The 21703-nt window shown below is 72.0% G+C and carries 18 protein-coding genes and 2 tRNA genes; 6 read left to right on the top strand and 14 right to left on the bottom strand.

Going from position 1 to position 21703, the window contains the following annotated elements; all coding sequences use genetic code 11:
* Positions 1-34 precede the first annotated feature (34 nt).
* The 3 genes from RM572_RS02220 to RM572_RS02230 all read right to left on the bottom strand — a co-directional run bounded on the left by RM572_RS02220 (position 35) and on the right by RM572_RS02230 (position 3032).
* Positions 35-601 (bottom strand): hypothetical protein, encoded by a 567-nt coding sequence (locus RM572_RS02220; RefSeq protein WP_311671541.1) that lies wholly within the window; start codon positions 599-601, stop codon positions 35-37.
* A complete protein-coding gene (locus tag RM572_RS02225; RefSeq protein WP_311671542.1) occupies positions 598-2604 on the bottom strand; it encodes an alpha/beta fold hydrolase in 2007 nt (668 codons plus the stop codon). The genes RM572_RS02220 and RM572_RS02225 overlap by 4 nt, the downstream gene beginning before the upstream one ends.
* A 128-nt stretch (positions 2605-2732) precedes the next feature.
* On the bottom strand, positions 2733-3032 hold the full coding sequence (locus RM572_RS02230) for a hypothetical protein (RefSeq protein ID WP_311671543.1): 300 nt from the start codon (positions 3030-3032) through the stop codon (positions 2733-2735).
* Between the two features lie 217 nt (positions 3033-3249).
* Here RM572_RS02230 and RM572_RS02235 point away from each other — a divergent pair, with 217 nt between their 5' ends.
* Complete coding sequence (locus tag RM572_RS02235; RefSeq protein WP_311671544.1) at positions 3250-4305, top strand: methyltransferase; 1056 nt, start codon at positions 3250-3252, stop codon at positions 4303-4305.
* 75 nt (positions 4306-4380) lie between these two features.
* Here RM572_RS02235 and RM572_RS02240 read toward each other — a convergent pair whose 3' ends face one another.
* The gene (locus tag RM572_RS02240) at positions 4381-7020 is read right to left on the bottom strand and encodes a valine--tRNA ligase (protein WP_311671545.1); all 2640 of its coding nucleotides are present in this window, start codon (positions 7018-7020) and stop codon (positions 4381-4383) included.
* 129 nt (positions 7021-7149) lie between these two features.
* On the opposite strand from RM572_RS02240, the gene RM572_RS02245 reads away from it, so the two are divergent.
* Positions 7150-8109: a hypothetical protein gene (locus tag RM572_RS02245; RefSeq protein WP_311671546.1), complete on the top strand. Its 960-nt coding sequence runs from the start codon at positions 7150-7152 to the stop codon at positions 8107-8109.
* 77 nt (positions 8110-8186) lie between these two features.
* Here RM572_RS02245 and RM572_RS02250 read toward each other — a convergent pair whose 3' ends face one another.
* Positions 8187-9650: an aminotransferase-like domain-containing protein gene (locus RM572_RS02250; protein ID WP_311671547.1), complete on the bottom strand. Its 1464-nt coding sequence runs from the start codon at positions 9648-9650 to the stop codon at positions 8187-8189.
* 28 nt (positions 9651-9678) lie between these two features.
* On the opposite strand from RM572_RS02250, the gene RM572_RS02255 reads away from it, so the two are divergent.
* The gene (locus RM572_RS02255; protein ID WP_311671548.1) at positions 9679-10551 is read left to right on the top strand and encodes a DMT family transporter; all 873 of its coding nucleotides are present in this window, start codon (positions 9679-9681) and stop codon (positions 10549-10551) included.
* Between the two features lie 92 nt (positions 10552-10643).
* Here the strand turns inward: RM572_RS02255 and clpX are convergent, their stop codons facing one another.
* The 5 genes from clpX to RM572_RS02280 form a co-directional block, all read right to left on the bottom strand.
* Positions 10644-11933: an ATP-dependent Clp protease ATP-binding subunit ClpX gene (gene clpX / locus RM572_RS02260; RefSeq protein WP_027763644.1), complete on the bottom strand. Its 1290-nt coding sequence runs from the start codon at positions 11931-11933 to the stop codon at positions 10644-10646.
* Between the two features lie 137 nt (positions 11934-12070).
* Positions 12071-12760, bottom strand: a complete 690-nt coding sequence (locus RM572_RS02265) for an ATP-dependent Clp protease proteolytic subunit (protein WP_027763645.1) — start codon at positions 12758-12760, stop codon at positions 12071-12073.
* Between the two features lie 68 nt (positions 12761-12828).
* Positions 12829-13434 (bottom strand): ATP-dependent Clp protease proteolytic subunit, encoded by a 606-nt coding sequence (locus tag RM572_RS02270; RefSeq protein ID WP_106965565.1) that lies wholly within the window; start codon positions 13432-13434, stop codon positions 12829-12831.
* A 470-nt stretch (positions 13435-13904) separates the two neighbouring features.
* Positions 13905-15335 (bottom strand): trigger factor, encoded by a 1431-nt coding sequence (tig, locus tag RM572_RS02275; RefSeq protein WP_311671549.1) that lies wholly within the window; start codon positions 15333-15335, stop codon positions 13905-13907.
* Positions 15336-15441: 106 nt separating this feature from the next.
* A tRNA-Pro gene (locus RM572_RS02280) sits at positions 15442-15518 on the bottom strand.
* Between the two features lie 118 nt (positions 15519-15636).
* Here RM572_RS02280 and RM572_RS02285 point away from each other — a divergent pair.
* A tRNA-Gly gene (locus RM572_RS02285) sits at positions 15637-15707 on the top strand.
* A 48-nt stretch (positions 15708-15755) separates the two neighbouring features.
* On the opposite strand, the gene RM572_RS02290 is transcribed toward RM572_RS02285, so the two are convergent.
* Positions 15756-15950, bottom strand: a complete 195-nt coding sequence (locus RM572_RS02290) for a hypothetical protein (RefSeq protein ID WP_027763648.1) — start codon at positions 15948-15950, stop codon at positions 15756-15758.
* 500 nt (positions 15951-16450) lie between these two features.
* On the opposite strand from RM572_RS02290, the gene RM572_RS02295 reads away from it, so the two are divergent.
* Positions 16451-17677 carry an acyltransferase family protein gene (locus tag RM572_RS02295; protein WP_311671550.1) on the top strand — a complete coding sequence of 409 codons (1227 nt, stop codon included), beginning with the start codon at positions 16451-16453 and terminating at the stop codon, positions 17675-17677.
* Positions 17678-17772: 95 nt separating this feature from the next.
* Here the strand turns inward: RM572_RS02295 and RM572_RS02300 are convergent, their stop codons facing one another.
* On the bottom strand, positions 17773-18930 hold the full coding sequence (locus tag RM572_RS02300) for a PP2C family protein-serine/threonine phosphatase (protein ID WP_311671551.1): 1158 nt from the start codon (positions 18928-18930) through the stop codon (positions 17773-17775).
* 161 nt (positions 18931-19091) lie between these two features.
* Between RM572_RS02300 and RM572_RS02305 the strand changes: the two genes are divergently transcribed.
* A complete protein-coding gene (locus RM572_RS02305; RefSeq protein ID WP_311671552.1) occupies positions 19092-20333 on the top strand; it encodes a GNAT family N-acetyltransferase in 1242 nt (413 codons plus the stop codon).
* Positions 20334-20379: 46 nt separating this feature from the next.
* On the opposite strand, the gene RM572_RS02310 is transcribed toward RM572_RS02305, so the two are convergent.
* Both RM572_RS02310 and RM572_RS02315 read right to left on the bottom strand, forming a co-directional pair.
* The gene (locus RM572_RS02310; protein WP_311671553.1) at positions 20380-21192 is read right to left on the bottom strand and encodes an Fpg/Nei family DNA glycosylase; all 813 of its coding nucleotides are present in this window, start codon (positions 21190-21192) and stop codon (positions 20380-20382) included.
* 19 nt (positions 21193-21211) lie between these two features.
* Positions 21212-21703: a ribose-5-phosphate isomerase gene (locus RM572_RS02315; RefSeq protein WP_311671554.1), complete on the bottom strand. Its 492-nt coding sequence runs from the start codon at positions 21701-21703 to the stop codon at positions 21212-21214.

Below are 21703 nucleotides of genomic sequence, written 5' to 3' on the forward strand. Positions count from 1 at the left end.
GCCGTCCGGTGCGGTCAGGGACCGTCCGGTGCGGTCAGGCGAGCGGATGGAAGTCCGAGGCGAACAGGGTGCGCGGCTCCTCGTTCTCCTCGAAGCCCGCCGAGGACACGATGAGGAACTGCACCTCCCGCGCCCCCTCGGGGTGCTCGCAGGAGTGGGTGACGAAGTTCAGCAGCGACAGGTAGGGGATGGTCAGCTGGAGGTACTCGATCCGCTGCTCGTCCAGCGCCACCTGGGTCAGCTCCGAGACGGCGTCCGGCAGCAGCTTCTCCACCCGCCGGCTGGGGTGCCACAGCATGTGGCGCAGCGACCGCCGTTCGATGAGCGGATACTCCTGCCAGGCGGTGACGCCGCCGTCGGCCAGCTTGTCGCGCTTCAGCAGGTGGATGTCGGTCTTCCCCGGGTTCGGCGCGAAGAACGTCGTCACCGGGATCGCCGTGTTGATCGGGTCGACGCGGGTGAGGAACTTCGGCGTCTTCCGGAACTGCTTGGCCACGGTCAGGCCCGCCCAGGACAGCAGCAGCGCGTAGAGCCCCTGGCGGGCGGCCGTGCGCGGAAGCGCGGCCCACGGGGTGCGGGGCACGGGGGTGGGGGTGGTCATGACGGACGGCTCACCTCGTCGTTCCGGTACGGGTCCTGCGGGGCGTCGGCCGTGGTGGCCCGGGCGCGTACCCAGTCCACGGCCCGGACGACGTGGCCCGCGTGCCGCTCGTCGAGCACCAGCGTCTCGTGCCCGGCGTCCTCGGCGACGTCGTGCCGGGACACCTTCGACAGCAGCGCCAGCTCCTCCTGCAGCCCGGTGTGCATCGGGTCGCTGCGTACGGTCTCCCCCGCCGTGAGCACGGCCACCGGCCGGGACGACGGCTCCAGCCGGAGCGCGTCCGGCGACCAGCTGCGCTGCGACTCGGCCAGCTCGCGCCGCGCCGCCCGCCACAGCCCGGGACGGGACACGGCCTCCCTGGTGGCCGGGGCCAGGTCGTCGGGGAGACCGTTCATCTGCTCGGTGCGCCCGGAGTGGCCGAGCAGACCCAGCGCCGCCTGCGCCTGGGTCGTCGCCATCCGCTGCTTGATCCACGGCAGCGCCTCGCGCTGCTTCGGCGAGCGGACGAACTGCTGCGGGTGGGAGGCGTCGACGAAGACCAGCCCGCCGACGAGTTCGGGGTGCCGCAGGGCGAAGCAGCGGATCAGCAGGCCGCCGATCGAGTGCCCGACCAGCACGTACGGCGGCTCCAGCCCGCGCGCGCGGAGCAGGCGCAGCAGGCCGTCGGCCGTCTCGTCGGGACCCTGGCGCCCCCGTGCGGGACTGCTCCAGCCGATGCCCGGCCGGTCGTACGCCAGGTACGGGGTGTCCGGGCCCAGCCCGCGCAGCACCCAGCCCCACTGGGTCGCCGGCGCACCGAGCCCGTTCTCGAAGACGACCGTGGGCCCCTCGCAGCGCGGCTCCTCGGCGCTGCTCCTGGCCAGCGCGTGGACCCGCCGGTCCCCCACCCGGACCAGTTCACCGGGCCGCGCGGCGGTCAGCCGGTCCCGCCGCGCCTTGGCGACGCGTCGGGCGGCGGCCCCGGCGAGCGCCGCGGCGCCCAGGCCGGCCGCGGCGACCGCCGCGCCGCGGGGTGTGGTCGCGGCGCGCACCAGCCCGGCTGCGGCCCGGCCCGGCGCGGCGGTCCACGTCCGGTCGGCTGCCTGCGTGGCGGGCCGTGCGGTCCGGGGCCCGAGGTGGCGGGAGACGTGCGCGAGGGCGGGATAGGTGGAGCAGTAGGACCAGATGAACCGGTTGAGGCCCATGAAGCGGGCGTTGCCGAGGTGGAAGGCGACGCCGGAGGCGAGGATGCCGCGGGCCACCGGCCGGGGAGCCACCAGGACCAGGGGGAAGGCCAGTTCACCGGCGATCGTCCCCCAGGCCACCGCCTTGGCGAGCAGCGGGTGTTCGTGGACGACCCGGTAGAAGCCGGAGTCGCCGAAGGTCGCGGTGCGGAAGATCTCCGGGATCGCCGAACCGTCGCGCCACACCGGAGAGGCCAGCTTCGCGACCCCTGCGGAGAAGTACGCGCCGCACACCTGCGCGGCCAGGAACCACACCAGCGCCTCGCGGGCCCGCCGGTCGTGACCGAACGCCTTCTCCGCCGCGGCGACGAAGTAGTTGACGAACGCGAGGTGGTCGGAGCCGTCGAGGCCGTAGCCGCCCATCCGGGTGTGCAGGCCGTGCGCGGTGGCGCACATCGACGCGGCCAGCGCGCCGCGCTGCGCGCGGGAGGGGCCGGGCAGCACGAGGCCGAGTCCGGACAGGGCACGCGCCTGCACCAGCCCCGTGACGCCGGGGTAGCCGAAGACGCGGTCCAGGCGTTCGTCGCCGAGGCGGCGCCACCACTGCGGGGAGCGCAGCCGCATCACCGGCCAGCCGAACAGGCCGTCGTCGGACAGGGTGTGGGCGGAGGCGAGCTGTTCGAGCGCGCCGATGGTCGACCCGAACGCGGTGCCGACCTCCAGGATGCGCAGCACGCCGTCGATCTCGTCCCGTCCGCCCCGGCCCTCCCACAGGTCGCGGGCGGTGTCGCGGACCTGTGCGGCGAACGGCGGGGTGGGTGACGGGGTGGGCCGTCCCATGATCGTGCTCCCTTCGGCTGGTGGGTGCCCCGGACTGCCGGGGACCCGGCGGGTCCGGCGGGCGTGGAACGCGCCGCCGGGGACCCGCCGGGCGCCGGCGACCGGCCCTGTGGCGGAGGGCCGGTCGGTCAGGCCATGCCCGGGTGCTGGGCGAGCAGGGCCTTGACGGGCTTGCGCGTCGACGCCATACCGTCGGGGTGGGACGCCTCCAGGTCGTGGTAGCCGAACGCCGTCGCGAAGGACGTCGCCGGGCCGAGCGCGCAGCCCACCGCTCCCGCGACCGTCAGCGCGACGAGCGGCGTGAACAGCACCGGCACGACACGGTCGGTGGGGGCGATGTAGTGCTGGTCGTGCGAAGAGGCGTTCTCGTGCGCCCACTTCGCGATCCGGGACTCCCGCGTCAGCGGGGATTCCAGGGTCTGCTTCATGACCCTTCCTTTCGTCGGGGATTGCCACGAGCAAACCACCGGCGGCGGAGCGTCACCATCCTGCATCGTCACCGGAAAAGGGCTGGTGGAACGGGGAGTTCGGAGGATTGACAGCCCGTCGCCTCCTGAGATCTGAGGATGTCCGCGCCCCCGCGGTGTGCGTACGTTCGTGTCCGTGACCGAAGGTGACGGCGACGGAACGGCAGGAGGGCGGCGCATGACGGACGCGACCGGAGAGGCGGCGGCGATGCGAGCCGCCACGGTGTCACTGGTGTACGGCTTCGCCTTCTCCCAGGTGGCCGGCACGGTGGCGCGGCTCGGCGTACCCGCCGCCCTCGGCGAACAGGCCGAACACGTGGAGAAGTTGGCCGCGGCCACCGGCACGCACGCCCCGTCGCTGCTGCGGCTGCTGCGCGCCGCGGCCGGGCTCGGGGTGCTGACCGAGCATCCCGGCGACCGTTTCGCGCTCACCGCACTGGGCGCGGCGCTGCGCGACGAGCCGTCCCTGCGGGCGCTGCTCGACCTGTACGGCGACCGGTCCGTGTGGGCCGCCTACGGGGCGCTGGAGGACGCCGTCCGCACCGGCCGCTCCGGCTTCGAAGCGGCCCACGGCACCGGGCTGTTCGACGTGCTGGAGGAGGACGAGGCGCTGGCGGGACGGTTCCACGGCGCGATGACGGGCGTGACGGCCGCGCAGGTGCCGGCGATCGTACGGGCCTGCGACGTCGCGGCCGGTGCGCACGTGGTCGACGTCGGCGGCGGCGACGGCACGCTGCTCGCGGCCCTGCTGGGGGCCCGGCCCGGCCTGCGCGGCACGCTGGTCGAACGGCCCGGCGCGCTGCCCGCCGCACGGCGGACGCTGGCGGCGGCGGGCGTCGCCGAGGACCGGTGCGCGGTGGTCGAGGGCGACTTCTTCGCCTCGGTGCCGGACGGCGGCGACGCGTACCTGCTGAAGAACATCCTGCACAACTGGTCCGACGCGGACTGCGTGCGGCTGCTGCGCACGTGCGGCCGCGCGGCGGCCGCACGCGGGGGACGCGTGCTCGTGCCGACGCTGGTGCTGCCGGACGGGGACGCGCCGGGCGGCCGGGAGGAGGCGGCGCTGATGGCGCTCAGCGACGTGGAGATGATGGTGCTCACCTCGGGCCGCGAGCGGACACGGGCCGAGTACGACGCGCTGTTCGCCGCGGCGGACCTCGAACCGGGCGCGTCGGTGCCGCTGGAGGGCCTGCCCGGACACCATCTCCTCACGGCTTGGCCGCGCCCCTCCTGACTGACGCGCCCCCTCCTGACTGACGCCCCCGGCCCGTCCGCACGGAGCGGACGGGCCGGGGGGGACGAGCCGGTGTCAGCCGGGCAGGCGGTCGAGCTGGCCGCGGATGCGGGCGATGTCGGCCTCCGCGGCGGACTTGCGCCCCCGGATCTTCTCCACGACGTGGTCCGGCGCCTTGGCGAGGAACCCCTCGTTGCCCAACTTGGCGTCGGACTGCTTGAGTTCCTTCTCCGCGAGCCCCAGGTCCTTCGTGAGCCGCTTCCGCTCCGCCTCGAAGTCGATCGCGTCGGACAGGTCGAGCGCGACCGTGGCGCCGGCGACCGGCAGGGACGCCGTCGCGGAGAAGTCCTCGCCCGCGGGCTGGAGCCGCAGCAGCGACCGGATGGCGTCCTCGTGCGCGGCGAGTGCCGTGCCGTCGAGGTCGAGCCGGGCCGGCACCCGCTGCCCCGGCTGGAGTCCCTGGTCGGCGCGGAAGCGCCGGACCTCGGTGATGACCTGCTGGAGCGTGGCGATCTCGCGCTCGGCCGCCTCGTCACGGAAACCGGAATCGCGCGGCCACTCGGCGACGACGACGGACTCGCGCCCGGTGAGCGTCGTCCACAGCGCCTCGGTGACGAACGGGACGACCGGGTGCAGCACCCGCAGCAGCACGTCCAGGACCTCGCCCAGCACGCGGCGCGAGACCTCGGCCGGGCGCCCCCCGGCCGTGAACGTGGTCTTGGTCAGCTCGACGTACCAGTCGAAGACCTCGTCCCACGCGAAGTGCCGCAGCGCGTCGCTGAGCTTCGCGAACTGGTAGTCGTCGTAGTACGCGTCGGCCTCGGCGACCGTCCGGTTGAGGCGGGAGAGGATCCAGCGGTCCTCGGCCGTCATCTCCTCCGGAGCCGGCAGCGGGCCCTCGACCGTCGCGCCGTTCATCAGCGCGAAGCGCGTCGCGTTCCAGATCTTGTTGGCGAAGTTCCGGGACGCCTTGACCCAGTCCTCGCCGATCGGCACGTCCGTACCGGGGTTGGCGCCGGAGGCCAGCGTGAAGCGGAGCGCGTCCGAGCCGTACGCCTCCATCCAGTCCAGCGGGTCGACGACGTTGCCGAAGGACTTGGACATCTTCTTGCCGTGCTCGTCGCGGACGAGTCCGGTGAGCGCGATGGTGTGGAACGGAGGGGTGCCGTCCATCGCGTAGAGGCCGAACATCATCATCCGGGCGACCCAGAAGAAGATGATGTCGTGGCCGGTCAGCAGGACGTCGGTCGGATAGAACTTCTCCAGGTCCTCGGTGCGGTCGGGCCAGCCGAGCGTGGAGAACGGCCAGAGGCCGGAGGAGAACCAGGTGTCCAGCACGTCGGAGTCCTGGCGCCAGCCCTCGCCCGTCGGGGGCTCCTCGTCCGGGCCGACGCAGCGGACCTCGCCGTCCGGGCCGTACCAGACGGGGATCCGGTGGCCCCACCACAGCTGGCGCGAGATGCACCAGTCGTGCATGTGGTCGACCCAGTCGAAGTACCGGCTCGACATGTCGGCGGGGTGGATCGTCACCCGCCCGTCGCGGACGGCGTCGCCCGCGGCCTGCGCCAGCGGACCGACCTTGACCCACCACTGCAGCGACAGCCGCGGCTCGATGGTGGTCTTGCAGCGCGAGCAGTGTCCGACGGAGTGGACGTACGGGCGCTTCTCCGCCACGACGCGGCCCTGCGAGCGCAGCGCGGCGACGATCGCCGAGCGCGCCTCGAAGCGGTCCAGCCCCTCGAACGGGCCGTGCGCGGTGATGACGCCCCGCTCGTCGAGGACGGTCAGCGACTCCAGGTCGTGCCGACGGCCGATGGCGAAGTCGTTCGGGTCGTGCGCGGGCGTCACCTTGACGGCGCCGGTGCCGAACTCCGGGTCGACGTGCTCGTCGGCGACGACCGGGATCGTGCGGCCGGTCAGCGGCAGCTTGATGCGCCGGCCGACCAGGTGCCGGTACCGCTCGTCGTCGGGGTGGACCGCGACCGCGGTGTCGCCGAGCATCGTCTCGGCACGCGTCGTCGCGACGACGACGGTCTCGTCGCCCTCGCCGTACTGCAGCGAGACCAGCTCGCCGTCGTCGTCCTGGTAGTCGACCTCGATGTCGGAGATGGCGGTGAGGCAGCGCGGGCACCAGTTGATGATGCGCTCGGCCTGGTAGATCAGGCCGTCGTCGTACATCCGCTTGAAGACGGTCTGGACGGCGCGCGACAGGCCCTCGTCCATGGTGAAGCGTTCACGCGACCAGTCGACGCCGTCGCCGAGACGCCGCATCTGGCCGAGGATCTTCCCGCCGTACTCCTCCTTCCACTGCCAGACGCGCTCGACGAACGCCTCCCGGCCGAGGTCGTGCCGCGACTTGCCCTCGTCGGCGAGCTGCTGCTCGACCTTGTTCTGGGTGGCGATGCCGGCGTGGTCCATGCCCGGCAGCCACAGCGACTCGAAGCCCTGCATGCGCTTCCGGCGCGTCAGGGCGTCCATCAGCGTGTGCTGGAAGGCGTGGCCGAGGTGGAGGGAGCCGGTGACGTTCGGCGGCGGGATGACGATGGTGTACGCGGGCTTGTCGCTCTTGGCGCTCGCCTCGAAGTAGCCGCGCTCCACCCAGCGCTCGTACAGCTGCCCCTCTACCTCGGCCGGCGCGTACTGGGTCGGCAGATCTGCGGGGGCTGCGGCGTCGGGCCCGTGCGATGCGGGGCCCTGCTGGGTGTTGTCAGTCACGGGCGCAAGTCTACGGCGGCACATGTAATGGTCTCGAATCGGTTTGTGCCCCGGTGCAGCCGCCCGGCGCCGCGTCCGTCAGGATGTCCGTGCGCATTCACGCACAGCCAACGGAGGGGACGCGCCACCATGAGCCACAACCAGCCGCCACCGGGCCCGTACGGCCAGCAGCCGCCGCAGCAGCCGGGCCAGCCCGGTCCCTATGGTGCGCCCACTCCCCCGCCGCAGGGCCAGCCCGGTCAGCCCGGCTACGGCTACCCTCAGCCGCCGCAGCAGCCGGGCGGCCAGCCCGCGTACGGCTACCCCCAGGGCCAGCCGGGCGTCCCGCCGCAGCAGGGCTACGGCGGCCACCCGACCGCGCCGGGCATGCCTTACGGCCAGCAGCCGGGCCAGCCCTACGGCCAGCCCGGCATGCCCATGCCCCCGGAGGGCGGCGGCAGCAAGACCGGCAAGACCATCGCCATCGTGGTCGGCTCCCTCGCCCTGGTCGGCGCCATCATCGTCGCCATCGTCCTCTCCATGGGCGGCGGCGGTGGCAGCGACATCGCCGACGACGGCGCGCACAAGATCGAGACGCCGGAGACCGTGCTGGGCGAGTACAAGAAGCTCGACGCGAAGACCATCCAGGAGCTGAGCGCCTCCGACATGCAGGAGGCCGGCGTGAACAACGGCACCGCGGTCTCAGGCAACTACAACACGATCGACCCGACGGACCCGAGCACCACTCCGGACGACCTGACCAGTATGAAGGGCCTCGCCCTGATCGGCGCCTACGGCGACGTGGAGGACCCCGAGGGCGCGGTGGACAGCGTCTTCGACGACGCGACGAACACCGGCAACGTGGAACTCGTCGGCAGCGCCGAGGAGCAGGCGCCCTCGAACTTCAGCGGCTACATGAAGTGCCAGGCCGTGAAGTCCACCGGTCAGTCGCTGCCGGGCACGCCCACCGACTTCCAGATCTGCGCGTGGGGCGACAACAGCACACTGGCCGTGGTGACGCTGGGCAACGGCACGGGCAGCATCTCCTCGGACGAGGCCGCCCGGATGACCGCCGACCTCCGCGAGGAGGTCCGCGTTCCCGTCAGCTGACGGCAGTGGATGCGAGAGGGGGCGCCCGGCCGGTGGTCGGGCGCCCCCTCTGTCATTGCTGCGCGCCCGCAGCCACCTCAATCCGGCAGCGCGGAGTTCTGTACGAGGGCCTGGCGGAGCAGTCGGACGCCCGCCTCGAGTTGTGCGGTGCCCGGCGTGCTGACGTAGCTCAACCGCAGGTGTGGGGCGGGCGCTTCGGCCGTGAAGTAGGGGCTGCCGGCGGTGACCGCCACGCCGAGGCGCAGCGCGGTGGCGGTGACGGCGTGCTCGTCGGCACCGTCACGGAGCCGCAGCCACAGGTGGTATCCGCCGTGGGGTGGCCGGTCCGGGACCAGCGTGGGCACTTCGCGGCCCAGTGCGGTGAGCAGGAGGTTCCGGCGTTCCCGGAGCGCTTCCGCCAGCGCCCGGAGGTGTCTGGCCCAGGCGGGAGAGCCGACCAGTTCGAGAGCGGTCTCCTGCAGCGGCCGGGGGACGAAGAAGCTGTCGACGACCTGGACGGCGCGCAGCCGCTCGAACACCGGACCGCGCGCAGCCAACGCCCCGATGCGCAGGCTGGGTGACGCCGCCTTCGTCAACGAGCGCACGTGGACGACGACGCCGTCCGGATCGTCGGCGGCCAGCGGCGGTGGCAGGGAAGGGGAATCGGCATGCACGAGGCGGCGGGCGAAGTCGTCCTCGACCACGAAGGCGCCCGCCGCCCGGGCGATGTCCAGCACTTCCTTACGCCGCTGCGGCGGCAGGACGGTGCCGGTGGGGTTGTGGAACAGCGGCTGGCAGACGAACACCCGCGCCCAAGTGGCCGCGAACGCCCTTCCCAGCAGGTCGGTGCGCACGCCGTCGGCGTCGACGGGCACCGGAACGGGGCGGAGCCCGGCGGCGCGGGCCACGGCCAGCACGCCGGGGTAGGTGGGCGATTCGACCAGGACGACGGCTCCCGGCGGGGCCAGGGCCCGGAGCGCGGTGGTGAGTGCGCCCTGCCCCCCGGCGGTGATCAGGACGTCCGAGGCGTCGAGCGAGCCGTAGGGGCCCGCGATGTCGCGGGCGAACCAGTCCCGTAGTTCGGCCAGGCCCTCCACCGGTGGGCGGGACCAGGTGCCGGGTCGGCGGCCGGCCCTGGCCAGCGCGGCGGCCAGCGCCCGTTCCGGCTGCAGCGCGGCGTCCAGATAGCCGCCGTTGAGGTCGACGACCTCGGCCGGCGGGGCGTTCAGGGTGGCGAGCACCCCGGTCGCGTCGGTGCCGCGGTTCCCCGCGTCGACCGCGGTGTGCGGGAGGTCCGCGGACAGCGCGACCTCCTGCCAGGAGACGTCACCGGAGGCGGTGGTGTCGCGGCGGGCGGCGGCCTTGAAGACTCCGGAGCCGGGACGGGAGGCCACGAGTCCCTCGGCGGCCAGTGCGGCGATCGCCCGCGAGACGGTCACCGGGCTGACCCGGTGACGGGTCACCAGGGCACGGTTCGAAGGGAGCTTCTCTCCTTCCGAGTAGCGGTCCAGTTCCTTTCGCAGGGTCGCGACCAGCTGGCCCACACTGCTACCTTCGTTCATGACAGTTGACGATAGCGCTACTCAGACGATGGCGATAGCGGTCCGCACCGGTACTCTCCTGGCCGCGCTCGGCGTGACGGCGTTCTCCTTCAGCCTTCCCGCCACGGTGTGGGCCCTGGACGGCTTCGGGCCGTGGTCCGCGACCGGCGTGCGGGGCCTGCTCGCGGGCCTGCTCGCGGCGACGTGCCTGTGCGGAGCCCGGGTGCCGGTGCCCGAACGACGGCACTGGCCCGGCCTGCTTACGGTCGCCGGTGGCTGCGTCGTCGGGTTTCCGCTGCTGACCACGCTGGCGCTGCAGACGTCCAGCACCGCTCACTCGGCCGTGGTCATCGGCATGCTGCCGCTGGCGACCGCCGCCGTCTCGACCCTCCTGACCGGGCGGCGTCCCTCCCGTGCGTTCTGGACGGCCGCCGGTCTCGGCGCCCTGACCGTGGCCGCGTTCACCCTCCAGCAGAGCCATGGCCTGCCGACACTCGGAGACGTCTATCTCTTCGGTGCCCTGCTGGTGTGCGCCGCGGGATACGCCCAGGGCGGTCGGCTCGCTTCCCAGATGCCCGGCTGGCAGGTCATCGCCTGGGGCGTCGTCGCCGCTCTTCCCGTGTCCGCTCTGGTGACGGTCCTCGCCCTGCCCGCGGAACCGGTGCACCCGACCGGGAAGGCGATCGCCGGCATGGCCTACATCGCCGCCGTGTCCCAGTTCGCCGGCTTCGTCGTCTGGTATCGCGGCATGGCATTCGTCGGAGTGCTCAGGGCGAGTCAGATCCAGCTGGCCCAGCCGCTGCTCACCCTCGCCTGGGCTGTCGTGCTGATGGGCGAGAGCCTCTCGCCGCTCGCCCCCGTGGCGGCCCTGGTCGTCCTCGCCTGCATCGTGGCCACCCAGCGCACGGGCCGCTCACGGTGACCGGCCTCGCCCGTACCGGATACTCCCACGTGGCCACGGCGACTTCGATGCCGCAGAACGCAGCCACGCGGGTATGAACGCGGGGCGCGCGCCTACGCGCTCTTCTCGTGCGGTTCGCCGTGGCCGCGGCCGCGGTCGCGGGGGACGAGGGTGGGGTTCACGTTGGAGTGGACGACGTCCTCGGTGATGACGACGCGTTCCACGTCCTTGCGGGAGGGCACCTCGTACATCACGGACATCAGCACCTCCTCCATGATGGCGCGCAGGCCGCGCGCGCCGGTGCCGCGGAGGATGGCCTGGTCGGCGATGGCCTCCAGCGCCGGGCGGTCGAAGTCCAGCTCGACGCCGTCGAGTTCGAACAGCCGCTGGTACTGCTTGACCAGCGCGTTGCGCGGCTCCATGAGGATCTGGAGCAGCGCCTCGCGGTCGAGGTTGTGGACGCTGGTGATGACCGGGAGGCGGCCGATGAACTCCGGGATCATGCCGAACTTCACCAGGTCCTCGGGCATCACGTCCTCGAACTGGTTCTTCTCCTCGATCTCCCGCTTGGAGCGGATGTCGGCGCCGAAGCCGATGCCCTTGGCCCCCGCCCGGGACTCGATGATCTTCTCCAGACCGGCGAACGCGCCGCCGACGATGAACAGCACGTTGGTGGTGTCGATCTGGATGAACTCCTGGTGCGGGTGCTTGCGTCCGCCCTGCGGCGGCACCGAGGCGCTGGTGCCCTCCAGGATCTTCAGCAGCGCCTGCTGGACGCCCTCGCCGGAGACGTCGCGGGTGATCGACGGGTTCTCGCTCTTCCGCGCGACCTTGTCGATCTCGTCGATGTAGATGATGCCGGTCTCGGCCTTCTTGACGTCGTAGTCCGCGGCCTGGATCAGCTTCAGCAGGATGTTCTCGACGTCCTCACCGACGTATCCGGCCTCGGTGAGGGCGGTGGCGTCGGCGATGGCGAAGGGGACGTTCAGCATCCGGGCGAGGGTCTGCGCGAGCAGCGTCTTGCCGGAGCCGGTGGGGCCGAGCAGCAGGATGTTGGACTTGGCCAGCTCGATGCCGTCGTCGCGGCCCTGCGGGGCGGCGTTCTCGCCGGCCTGCACCCGCTTGTAGTGGTTGTAGACGGCGACCGAGAGCGCCTTCTTGGCGGCCTCCTGGCCGACGACGTAGCCCTCGAGGAACTCGTAGATCTCCCGTGGCTTGGGCAGTTCGTCCCAGCGCACCTCGGAGGACTCGGCGAGCTCCTCCTCGATGATCTCGTTGCAGAGATCGATGCACTCGTCGCAGATGTACACACCTGGCCCCGCGATGAGCTTCTTCACCTGCTTCTGGCTCTTGCCGCAGAACGAGCACTTGAGCAGGTCGCCGCCATCACCGATGCGTGCCACGAGGTGCTTCCCCTATCGCCTGGGATCCGTCCCGCACGGGACGGACCGAGGTACGTGCACTGAAGACGGTACCCTCCCGCACCGTCGAAGTGTGCCCCCCTTGGTACGACTGCGTCCAAGGGGGGCTGGTGGGGCGGTCAGCCCCTCAGATCGACGGAACTCTTCCTGGTCGACACGATCTGGTCGACCAGTCCGTACTCCAGGGACTCCTCGGCGGTGAGGATCTTGTCCCGCTCGATGTCGTCCCGGATGGTCTCGATGTCCTTGGTGGAGTGCTTGGCGAGCATCTCCTCCAGCTGGGTGCGCATCCGCTGCACCTCGCGCGCCGCGATCTCCAGGTCGGAGACCTGGCCGCGGCCGGTCTCGCTGTACGGCTGGTGGATCAGGATGCGGGCGTTGGGCAGCGCCATCCGCTTGCCGGGGGTGCCGGCGGCCAGCAGGACGGCGGCGGCGGAGGCCGCCTGGCCCATGCAGACCGTCTGGATGTCCGGCTTCACGAACTGCATCGTGTCGTAGATGGCGGTGAGCGCCGTGAACGAGCCGCCGGGGCTGTTGATGTAGATCGAGATGTCACGGTCCGGGTCCATCGACTCCAGGCACAGCAGCTGCGCCATGACGTCGTTGGCCGACGCGTCGTCGATCTGCACGCCGAGGAAGATCACCCGCTCCTCGAAGAGCTTCGCGTACGGGTCGTACTCGCGCACACCCTGCGAGGTGCGTTCGACGAACCGCGGGACGACGTACCGCGCGTCGGGCGACGGCCCGGTGTAGCGCGCCTGCGGACCGGCCGGCAGGCCGGCGCCGGGGACGGGGGGAAGGCTGGTCATCGCGGTGTACTCCTGGTGAAGGGCTGGCTGCGGAGGGCGGATGCTCGGGCCGTGCGGTCGGTGCGCGCTCACGCGCCCGTACCGCCGCCGCCCGGAAGCTGGGCCGCGGAGCCGTACACCTCGTCGATCAGGCCGTACTCCTTGGCCTCCTCGGCGTTGAACCAACGGTCGCGGTCCGCGTCGCGCGTCCACTGCTCGACGGTCTGGCCGGTGTGCAGCGCGGAGAGCTCGGCCATCTTCTTCTTGGTGCGGAGCAGCTGCTCCGCGTGGATCTTGATGTCCGACGCGGAGCCGGCGAGGCCCGCGGACGGCTGGTGGATCAGGATCTCGGCGTTCGGCAGCGCGAAGCGCTTGCCGCGGGTGCCCGCGCTGAGCAGGAACTGGCCCATGGAGGCGGCGAGGCCCATGGCGATGGTCACCACGTCGTTCTTGATGTACTGCATGGTGTCGTAGATCGCCATGCCCGCCGTGATCGATCCGCCGGGGCTGTTGATGTAGAGGTAGATGTCCTTGTCCGGGTCGGCGGCAAGGAGAAGCAGCTGTGCGGTGATCTTGTTGGCGATGTCGTCGTCGACCGGCTGCCCGAGGAAGATGATCCGCTCGTTGAGCAGTCGGTTGTAGACCTGGTCGCCGAGGCCACCACCGAAGTTGGGCTCAGCGGCGGCGGAAGGCATCGGAAGCGTCACGTGTCCACCTGCTCGTGTCCGGACGGCTGCGATTCGGCATGGCCGTCACTGCGTCGTCTTACGGGCGGCAGCTGTCCGTCGTCCTCGCCCTGCGGGCGGGGCCGTGAGGACAGCTTCGCCCTCGTATCTACGGACCCTAACGCGCTGGTCGGCGGGCGCACTCCCGCACGGGTGACTGTTCGCTGTCAGCGTGGCGCGCGGCGTGCGGGGTCCGGGGCGGCGGCGCGCCGCCCCGCCCTCTCGACGGTTGCCGGGGCCGCGCCCCGGACACCGGGTCCTCGATGGCCGGACGGGCTCGACCCGAGCCTGTCCGGGATCTCCCCCACAGCCCTCCGGGCGTGGGAGGTACCCCCATCCACAGCCCCCGGGCGCGGGAGGTGGCCCGGCCGACGGCCGTGCGTGCGGGGAGCACGACGGGCCCCGCGCCGTGCATGGCCGGGGCCCGTCGGAGAGGTGCGTCAGGCCTTGTCGGTCTCGGGCTTGTCGCCCTCGGGCTTGTCGGCCTCGGCCTCGGCGGAGGCGACCTCGGTGTCGTCGGAGGCCTCCGCGTCGGCGGCCACCGTCTCGGCGGTCTCGTCCTCGTCGTCGAGGTCCACGACCTCGCCGTTGGAGTCCTTGACGGTCGCGGCCTCGACCACGACGGCCAGGGCCTTGCCGCGGGCGACCTCGCCGACGAGCATCGGCACCTGGCCGCCCTCGACGACGGCCTGGGCGAACTGGTCGGGGCTCATGCCGGAGGACTGCGCACGGCGCATGAGGTGCTCGGTGAGCTCCTCCTGGCTGACGTTGAGCTTCTCCGTGTTGACCAGTTCGTCGAGCAGGAACTGGGTCTTGATGCCCTTCTCCGCCTGCTCCTTGAGCTCGGCGTCGAAGTCCTCCTCGGACTTGTCCTGCATCTTGAGGTAGGCCGCCAGGTCGATGCCCATCTGGGCGAGCTGGTGGTTGATCAGGTTGTGCTTGCGGGTGTTGACCTCGTCCTCGAGGAGCTTCTCGGGAACGGGGATCTCGGCGAGGCCGATCAGCTCGTCGAGGACCTTCTCCTGGGCCTCGGTCGCCTGCTCGTACTTCTTGGACTGGCCGAGCCGCTTGCGGCTGTCCTCGCGCAGCTCGTCGAGGGTGTCGAACTCGCTGGCCAGCTGGGCGAAGTCGTCGTCCAGCTCGGGGAGTTCACGGGCGGAGACGCTGGTGACGTCGACCTTGACCTCGGCCTCCTTGCCCGCGGCGGAGCCGCCCTTGAGCTCGGAGGTGAAGGTGGCGGTGGCGCCGGCCTCCAGGCCGGTGACGGCGTCGTCGATGCCGTCGAGCAGCTCGCCGGAGCCGATGGTGTAGTCCACGCCGTTCGCGACGCCGTCGTCCAGGACCTCGCCGTCGACCTTGGCCTCCAGGTCGATCTTCACGACGTCGCCCTCGGCGGCGGCCCGCTCGACGACGGAGGTGGAGGCGAAGCGCTCACGCAGCTGCTCCACGGCCTTGTCGACGTCCTCGTCGGAGACCTCGGCGGCCTCGACGGTGACCTCGATGCCGGAGTAGTCCGGGATCTCGATCTTCGGGCGGACGTCGACCTCGGCGGTGAACGCCAGCAGCTCGTTGTCCTTGAGTTCGGTGATGTCGACCTCGGGCTGGCCGAGCGGGTTCAGCTCGCCCTCCTCGACGGCGGACTGGTAGAGCCCCGGCAGGGCGTCGTTGACGGCCTCCTCGAGCACCGCACCGCGGCCGAAGCGCTGGTCGATCACCCGGGCCGGGATCTTGCCCTTGCGGAAGCCGGGCACCGTGACCTGCTGGTTGATCTTCTTGTACGCCGCGTCGAGGTTGGACTTGAGCTCCTCGAAGGGCACCTCGACAGTGAGCCGAACCCGGGTCGGGTTCAGGTTCTCCACGGCGCTCTTCACGGTCGGTCTCCTTGGGGCTGACTGCTGGGGGTATGAGATGGGCGCCCCGTATGCGGCATGAGGAATGCGGACACGACACAGGCACGCGCGATGGGGCCATACTACGTGGTCGGGGTGGCCGGATTCGAACCGACGACCTTCCGCTCCCAAAGCGGACGCGCTACCAAGCTGCGCCACACCCCGTCGGTGCGACACGTAGCGTACATGCCGTACGATGCATTCCGTGCCGCAGCGAAGACGATGCGGACCGTGACGCGGGCCTGTTCACAGGACGTGACCGGTCGGGATCACAGCGGCGCACGCGGGCGTAGCTCAATGGTAGAGCCCTGGTCTTCCAAACCAGCTACGCGGGTTCGATTCCCGTCGCCCGCTCCGCGACGAAGGGCCCCCGGTTCCGCATCGGGGGCCCTTCGTCGCGCGTCAGATGCTGATGTTGTTGATCGTGCTGGCGACGGACTCCAGGAAGTTGTTTATCGGCGGCGCCGCCCCGCTCGCGGCGAGGAAGAAGCCGAAGAGGGCGGCCACGATCGCCGGGCCCGGCTTGATGGAACCGCCCTTGACCATCACGACCAGGACGATCGCCAGCAGCAGGACCACCGACAGCGAAATCTCCACAACCGATCACACCCCTCGCCCTCGTCGGGCCTCGTACGGCTCACCCGGCCGGGGATCCGCCGCCAGAGCCCCGCTTCGCTCCATCGTGCCACCAACACGCCCGCCGGTGCAGGAGGCTGACGCAGGATCGGCCGACTCTCACCCTCGCGGGTATGCCCGTGATGCCCGACAGTCATCCGGTCGGGGTGAATTCGTGCAGGTCAATGCCGTATACAGGTTGCGCGATTCGCATTTCCGCCGTGATCGCTCCGTGATCACGGCCAACACCTGTGGAGTGGGTCACACGACACCCCCCGGTGCACCCTCGCGCGCACCGCTCACGCATTCGACAGAGCGTCTTCGCACTTCGTTCACCACTCTCGCAAACCGCAGGTCAGAGGCCCGTTCTGACAAGACGCGGCGGGAAAGGGGGTGTTGACGGGGCGCCTGATACCCGCTGTGGGCGACATGCTCCGCACCCTGATTTTCGCTCTTCCCGTCCGGCGGCTATGGTGCTGCAGATGTTGCACGCTCGTAATGAGCGGGCCCCGCTCCCCCCGGCCCGCCCCGAGAAGCCGACGGCGAAGACGCCGCCCACTTCCGCCCCGCCGTCGGTGCGCGAGGGCGGAGCCCCGGGAGCGAAGCAACGCGATCCCTTCTTCGACAACGCGAAGTACCTCACGATCCTGCTGGTCGGCATGGGGCACGCCTGGCAGCCGCTGCAGGACGACAGCCGCACGGTCGAGGCGCTGTACCTGGCGGTCTACGCCTTCCACATGCCGGCGTTCATCGTCATCTCCGGCTACCTCTCGCGGACGTTCACCGGCAGACCGCACCAGATCCGGCGGCTCATCACCGGAATCGCCGTGCCGTACCTGGTGTTCGAGACCCTCTACACGCTCTTCATGCGCTGGGCGGACAACCCGGACCGCGAGTTCAGCCTGCAACGTCCGGGGTTCGCGCTGTGGTTCCTGGTCGCGCTGTTCGTCTGGCGCATGACGGCTCCCTTCTGGCACCGGCTGCGCTGGCCCGTGCCGGTGGCGCTCGCCGTCGGTCTGTGCGCGAGCGTGACCGAGAGCATCAGCGGCGACTTCAACCTGATGCGGGTGCTGCAGTACCTGCCGTTCTTCGTGCTGGGCCTCCAACTGCGGCCCCGGCATTTCGAGATGCTCAAGGACCGCCGTCTGCGGCTGCTGTCCGTGCCGCTGCTGCTGGCGACCGCCGTGTTCTCCTACTGGGCGGTGCCGCGGATGAACCAGGCGTGGCTGCTGCACGACCGCCCCGCCGCGGAGATGGGCGTGCCCTCCTGGGTCGGCGCCGTGATGTACCTGGCCCTCTTCGGCTGCGCCCTGGTGCTGACCGCCGCGTTCCTCACCCTGGTGCCGCGCCGCCACATGTGGTTCACGGCGCTGGGTGCAGGCACGCTCTACGCCTACCTGCTGCACGTCTACCCGATCAAGCTCTCGCGGGAGTTCGACTGGTACGACATGGCCTGGGTGGACCACCCGGCCAGCCGGGTGGTCGTCACGCTGCTCGCGGTGGTGATGATGACCGCGCTGTGCAGCGGACCGGTGCAGCGGGCCTTCCGGTTCGTCATGGAGCCGAAGATGTCCTGGTTCTTCCGCGAGGACCCGGTCGAACAGGCACGGGCGCGCAGCGGCGCGCACGGCGGCGGGGAGCAGCCGGACCGGGGACAGGACGGCCGGGAACGGGAACGGCGCCGCGAGACGGTGTCGGCCGGGCGCTGACGTGCACCACGTGGTGTCGGGGCGCCCCCCCCCCGGGGGGGGCGCGCCCCGACACCGTTTCCCGGAGCCGCCCCGTGCTCCGTCGCGGCAGACGCTCAGTCGCGGCAGATCAGCAGCAGCGCCCGGTCGTCGTTGACGTCCTTGGCCACGGCTTCGATCAGATGCCAGGCGGCGCCCTCGAAGCCGCCCGCCACGTAGCGGTCCGCCTCGCCGGTGAGGCGGTCGACGCCCTCGTCCAGTTCGCGTTCGGGGGTCTCGACGAGCCCGTCGGTGAAGAGCATCAGCACGTCGCCGCGTCGCAGGCTGCCCTTCACCGCGTCGAAGGCGGCACCGTCGTAGACGCCGAGCAGGGGGCCGTCGGCCGCCTTCTCCTCCCAGGTGCCGGCGCCCGCGTCGCGCTGGAGGGCGGGGACGTGCCCGGCCGAGTAGAGCTCGTAGTCGCCGGTGTCCAGGTCGAGCACCAGGTGCACGGAGGTGGCGAAGCCCTCGTCCCAGTCCTGGCGCAGCAGGTAGCCGTTGGCGGCGGGCAGGAACTCGTGCGGGGGCAGCGACCCCAGGAGGCCCCCGAAGGCGCCGGAGAGCAGCAGGGCGCGGGACCCGGCGTCCATGCCCTTGCCGGAGACGTCCGTGAGCACCACCTCGAGGGTGCGGGCGTCGGCGCCGGTCCGTGCGGCGACGACGAAGTCCCCGGAGAACGACTGGCCGCCCGCGGGACGCAGCGACATCTCGCGGTGCCAGCCCTCGGGCAGGGCGGGCAGCTTGCTCTGCACGCGGATGCGCTCGCGCAGGTCGAACAGCATCGTCCCGCCACGCCGCCAGGGCACGCCCACCCGGCTGCGGAACTGGGCGACCAGCAGCCCGGACAGACCCACGGCGGCGACGACCAGGATGGTGCCCGGGGTGACGGCGCCGGCGCCGTCCTCGAGTTCGGCGAGCGCCGCCGCCTCCACGATCAGCGCGACGGCGGCCGCCGCGTACAGGGCGAGCAGGCTGGCCGGGCGCAGCAGCAGTCCGCCGGCGATGACGGGCAGGGCGAGGGTCTCCGGCGCGCACCACAGCGGGTTGACGACCGTGGCGAACGTCAGGGCGGGCACGGTGAGCAGCAGCGCGCCGAGGGCGACCCAGTCGGAGCCGCCGCCGCGGAAGTAGTCCACCGCGGAACGGCGCATGCTGGTGCGGACCCGGTGCCACGCCTTGTTCGCCTGGAGCAGCCGGGCCGCCGGGGGTGTGCTGCCCGCGCGCCGTAGTGCCATGTCCTGGGACCTTAGCGACCTCGCCGCCGAAGCGTCGATTCCCGGTGCGGAACCGGACCTTCGGCAGATACCGTGCCCGGGTCCGGGAGGCGGCCGCGGGGCGGTCGCGGCGAGGCGAAAATCACTCGCCTCCGGGTCCGCGCCGCTGGTAGGGATGTCGGGTGACCATCGATCTGCGCACCCTGACGGACGACCCCGGCGAGCACGAGGCGTGGTGGGCGGTGATCCGTGCCGCGTTCGGGACCACGTTCGACCCGGAGAGCCATGCCCTGTGGGCGGCGCGGATGGAGCCGGGTCGCTCGATCGTGGCCTACGACGGCGACGAGGTGTGCGGCACCACGGGGTCGTTCAGCTTCCGGATGACGGTGCCGGGCGGCGCGGTGGTGCCGACGGCCGGCGTGACGATGGTGACCGTGAAGCCGACGCACCGGCGGCGCGGGGTGCTGACGTCGATGATGCGCCGCCAGCTCGAGGAGGTGCGCGAGCGGCGGGAACCGCTCGCGGTGCTGCGCGCCTCGGAGCCCTTGATCTACGGCCGCTTCGGGTACGGCGCCGCCTCCGACGAACTCGGCGCGCGGGTGGACACCGCGCGGACGCGGCTCGCCCTGCCGGCCGGCGCGGACGCCCTGCGGCTGCGTCTGGTGGATCCGCGCGACCCGGCGGTGCTGGCGGCGTGCGAGGAGCTGTACGCGCGCCGGGTGCCGCTGCGGCCGGGCATGCTGGAGCGCCGCCCGGGCTGGGAGCGGACCGTGGTCCACGACCCGGAGGACAAGCGGGACGGCGCGACGCCGATGCAGTGCGTGCTGGCCGAGCGGGACGGGGAGTTGCGCGGCTACGCGCGCTACGCGGTGCGCCCGCACTACGACGCCGCGGACAATCCGGACGGCGAGGTGCTGCTGCGCGACATGGAGGCGCTGGATCCGGCCGCGCACGGCGCGCTGGTGCGCTATCTCTTCGACCTCGACCTGACCTCGACGCTGTGCGTCGAGGGGCGTCCGGTGGACGATCCGTGGCTGCACCTGGTCACCGACCCGCGGCGGTGCGGGATCTCCCGGCGGGACGCCCTGTACGTGCGGGTGATCGACGTCGCGGCGGCCCTGGAGGCGCGCACGTACACGACCGGCGCGGACGTGGTGCTGGAGCTGGAGGACGCCTTCTGTCCGTGGAACGCGGGACGTTGGCGGCTGTCCGGCGGCCCGAAGGGGGCCACCTGCACCCGTACCGGTGACCCGGCGGATCTGGCCCTCTCCGTGCGGGAGTTGGGCGCGGCCTACCTCGGCGGCGTCTCGCTCGCGGCGCTGGCGGGCGCCGGGCGGGTGCGGGAGCTGCGGCAGGGCGCACTGGCGGAGGCGGCGACGGCCTTCCACAGCGCGGTGGCTCCCTGGAACCCGCACGGCTTCTGAAGCGGCCGCCGGTGGCCTCGGAGGGCTTCGGCCGCACCGGCGCGGTTCAGCGCTGCTGGCAGCGGGGGCACCAGAAGAGGTTGCGGGCGGCGAGTTCGGCGGTGCGGATCTCCTCGCCGCACACGTGGCAGGGCTGCGAGGCGCGCCGGTAGACGTACACCTCGCCGCCGTGGTCGTCGACGCGCGGCGGTCGTCCCATGGCCTCCGGGGTGTGCTGCGGCCGCACGGTGTCGATGCGGCCCAGCCGTACGCCCTCGCGCATCAGGGCGACCAGGTCCGCCCAGACGGCGTCCCACTCCGGCCGGGTCAGGTCGCGGCCCGCCCGGTAGGGGTCGATGCCGTTCCGGAAGAGGACCTCGGCGCGGTAGACGTTGCCGACGCCGGCGACGACCTTCTGGTCCATCAGCAGGGCGGCGACGCTGCTGCGGCTGCGCGCGATGCGGGACCGCGCGCGTTCGGGGTCGGCGTCCTCGCGGAGCGGGTCGGGGCCGAGGCGTGCGGCGACGGACCGCGCCTCGTCGGCGGTGACGAGGGCGCAGCGGGTGGGGCCGCGCAGGTCGGCGTACCCGGCGGGAGTGGCCAGCCGCAGGCGGACCTGCCCCACGGGCGCCGGCGCGGGCCCGGTGCCGAAGCGGAACGTGCCGTAGAGGCCGAGGTGCACGTGCACCCGGGCGTCGTCCCCGTCGAACGCGACGAACAGGTGCTTGCCGTGCGCCTCGGCGCCGGTGAGCGTACGGCCGTCCAGCAGGGCGGCGCCGTCCGCGAACCGGCCCTGGGGGCTGGCGGCGTGCACGGCGTGGCCGCCGAAGCGGTCGTGGAGTTCACCGGCCAGGCGGTGCAGGGTGTGTCCCTCGGGCATGGTCTTCCCCGGCGGACGGTCAGTCGTCCTGCTGCGGGTGGTGGGCGGGGATCGGCGGGAGGGTGCCGGTGACCTCGTAGGTGGACAGCATGTCGATGCGGCGGACGTGCCGTTCGTCGCCGGAGAACGGGGTGCCGAGGAAGGTCTCGACGAACGTCACGGCGTCCTCGGTGCTGTGCATGCGGGCGCCGACGCTGACCATGTTGGCGTTGTTGTGCTCGCGGGCCAGCGCGGCGGTCTCCTCGCTCCATGCCAGGGCGCAGCGGACGCCCCGGACCTTGTTGGCCGCCATCTGCTCGCCGTTGCCGGAGCCGCCGATGACGATGCCCAGGGCCTCGCTGTCGGCGGCGGTGCGCTCGGCGGCGCGGAGGCAGAAGGGCGGGTAGTCGTCCTGGGCGTCGTGGAGGTGCGGGCCGCAGTCGACGGGCTCGTGGCCCGCGGACTTCAGCCAGTCGACGAGGTGGTTCTTGAGTTCGTAGCCGGCGTGGTCGGAGCCGAGGTAGACGCGCAT

Source organism: Streptomyces hazeniae, from assembly GCF_031845485.1.
Classification (GTDB): Bacteria; Actinomycetota; Actinomycetes; order Streptomycetales; family Streptomycetaceae; genus Streptomyces; species Streptomyces hazeniae.

What these genes read in the sequence shown, in the direction of transcription:
- RM572_RS02220 (WP_311671541.1), bottom strand. Translation starts at nt 601, where the DNA reads ATGACCACCCCCACCCCCGTGCCCCGCACCCCGTGGGCCGCGCTTCCG.
- RM572_RS02225 (WP_311671542.1), bottom strand. Translation starts at nt 2,604, where the DNA reads ATGGGACGGCCCACCCCGTCACCCACCCCGCCGTTCGCCGCACAGGTC.
- RM572_RS02230 (WP_311671543.1), bottom strand. Translation starts at nt 3,032, where the DNA reads ATGAAGCAGACCCTGGAATCCCCGCTGACGCGGGAGTCCCGGATCGCG.
- RM572_RS02235 (WP_311671544.1), top strand. Translation starts at nt 3,250, where the DNA reads ATGACGGACGCGACCGGAGAGGCGGCGGCGATGCGAGCCGCCACGGTG.
- RM572_RS02245 (WP_311671546.1), top strand. Translation starts at nt 7,150, where the DNA reads ATGAGCCACAACCAGCCGCCACCGGGCCCGTACGGCCAGCAGCCGCCG.
- RM572_RS02250 (WP_311671547.1), bottom strand. Translation starts at nt 9,650, where the DNA reads ATGAACGAAGGTAGCAGTGTGGGCCAGCTGGTCGCGACCCTGCGAAAG.
- RM572_RS02255 (WP_311671548.1), top strand. Translation starts at nt 9,679, where the DNA reads ATGGCGATAGCGGTCCGCACCGGTACTCTCCTGGCCGCGCTCGGCGTG.
- RM572_RS02265 (WP_027763645.1), bottom strand. Translation starts at nt 12,760, where the DNA reads ATGACCAGCCTTCCCCCCGTCCCCGGCGCCGGCCTGCCGGCCGGTCCG.
- RM572_RS02270 (WP_106965565.1), bottom strand. Translation starts at nt 13,434, where the DNA reads ATGCCTTCCGCCGCCGCTGAGCCCAACTTCGGTGGTGGCCTCGGCGAC.
- RM572_RS02295 (WP_311671550.1), top strand. Translation starts at nt 16,451, where the DNA reads ATGTTGCACGCTCGTAATGAGCGGGCCCCGCTCCCCCCGGCCCGCCCC.
- RM572_RS02300 (WP_311671551.1), bottom strand. Translation starts at nt 18,930, where the DNA reads ATGGCACTACGGCGCGCGGGCAGCACACCCCCGGCGGCCCGGCTGCTC.
- RM572_RS02310 (WP_311671553.1), bottom strand. Translation starts at nt 21,192, where the DNA reads ATGCCCGAGGGACACACCCTGCACCGCCTGGCCGGTGAACTCCACGAC.
- RM572_RS02315 (WP_311671554.1), bottom strand. Translation starts at nt 21,703, where the DNA reads ATGCGCGTCTACCTCGGCTCCGACCACGCCGGCTACGAACTCAAGAAC.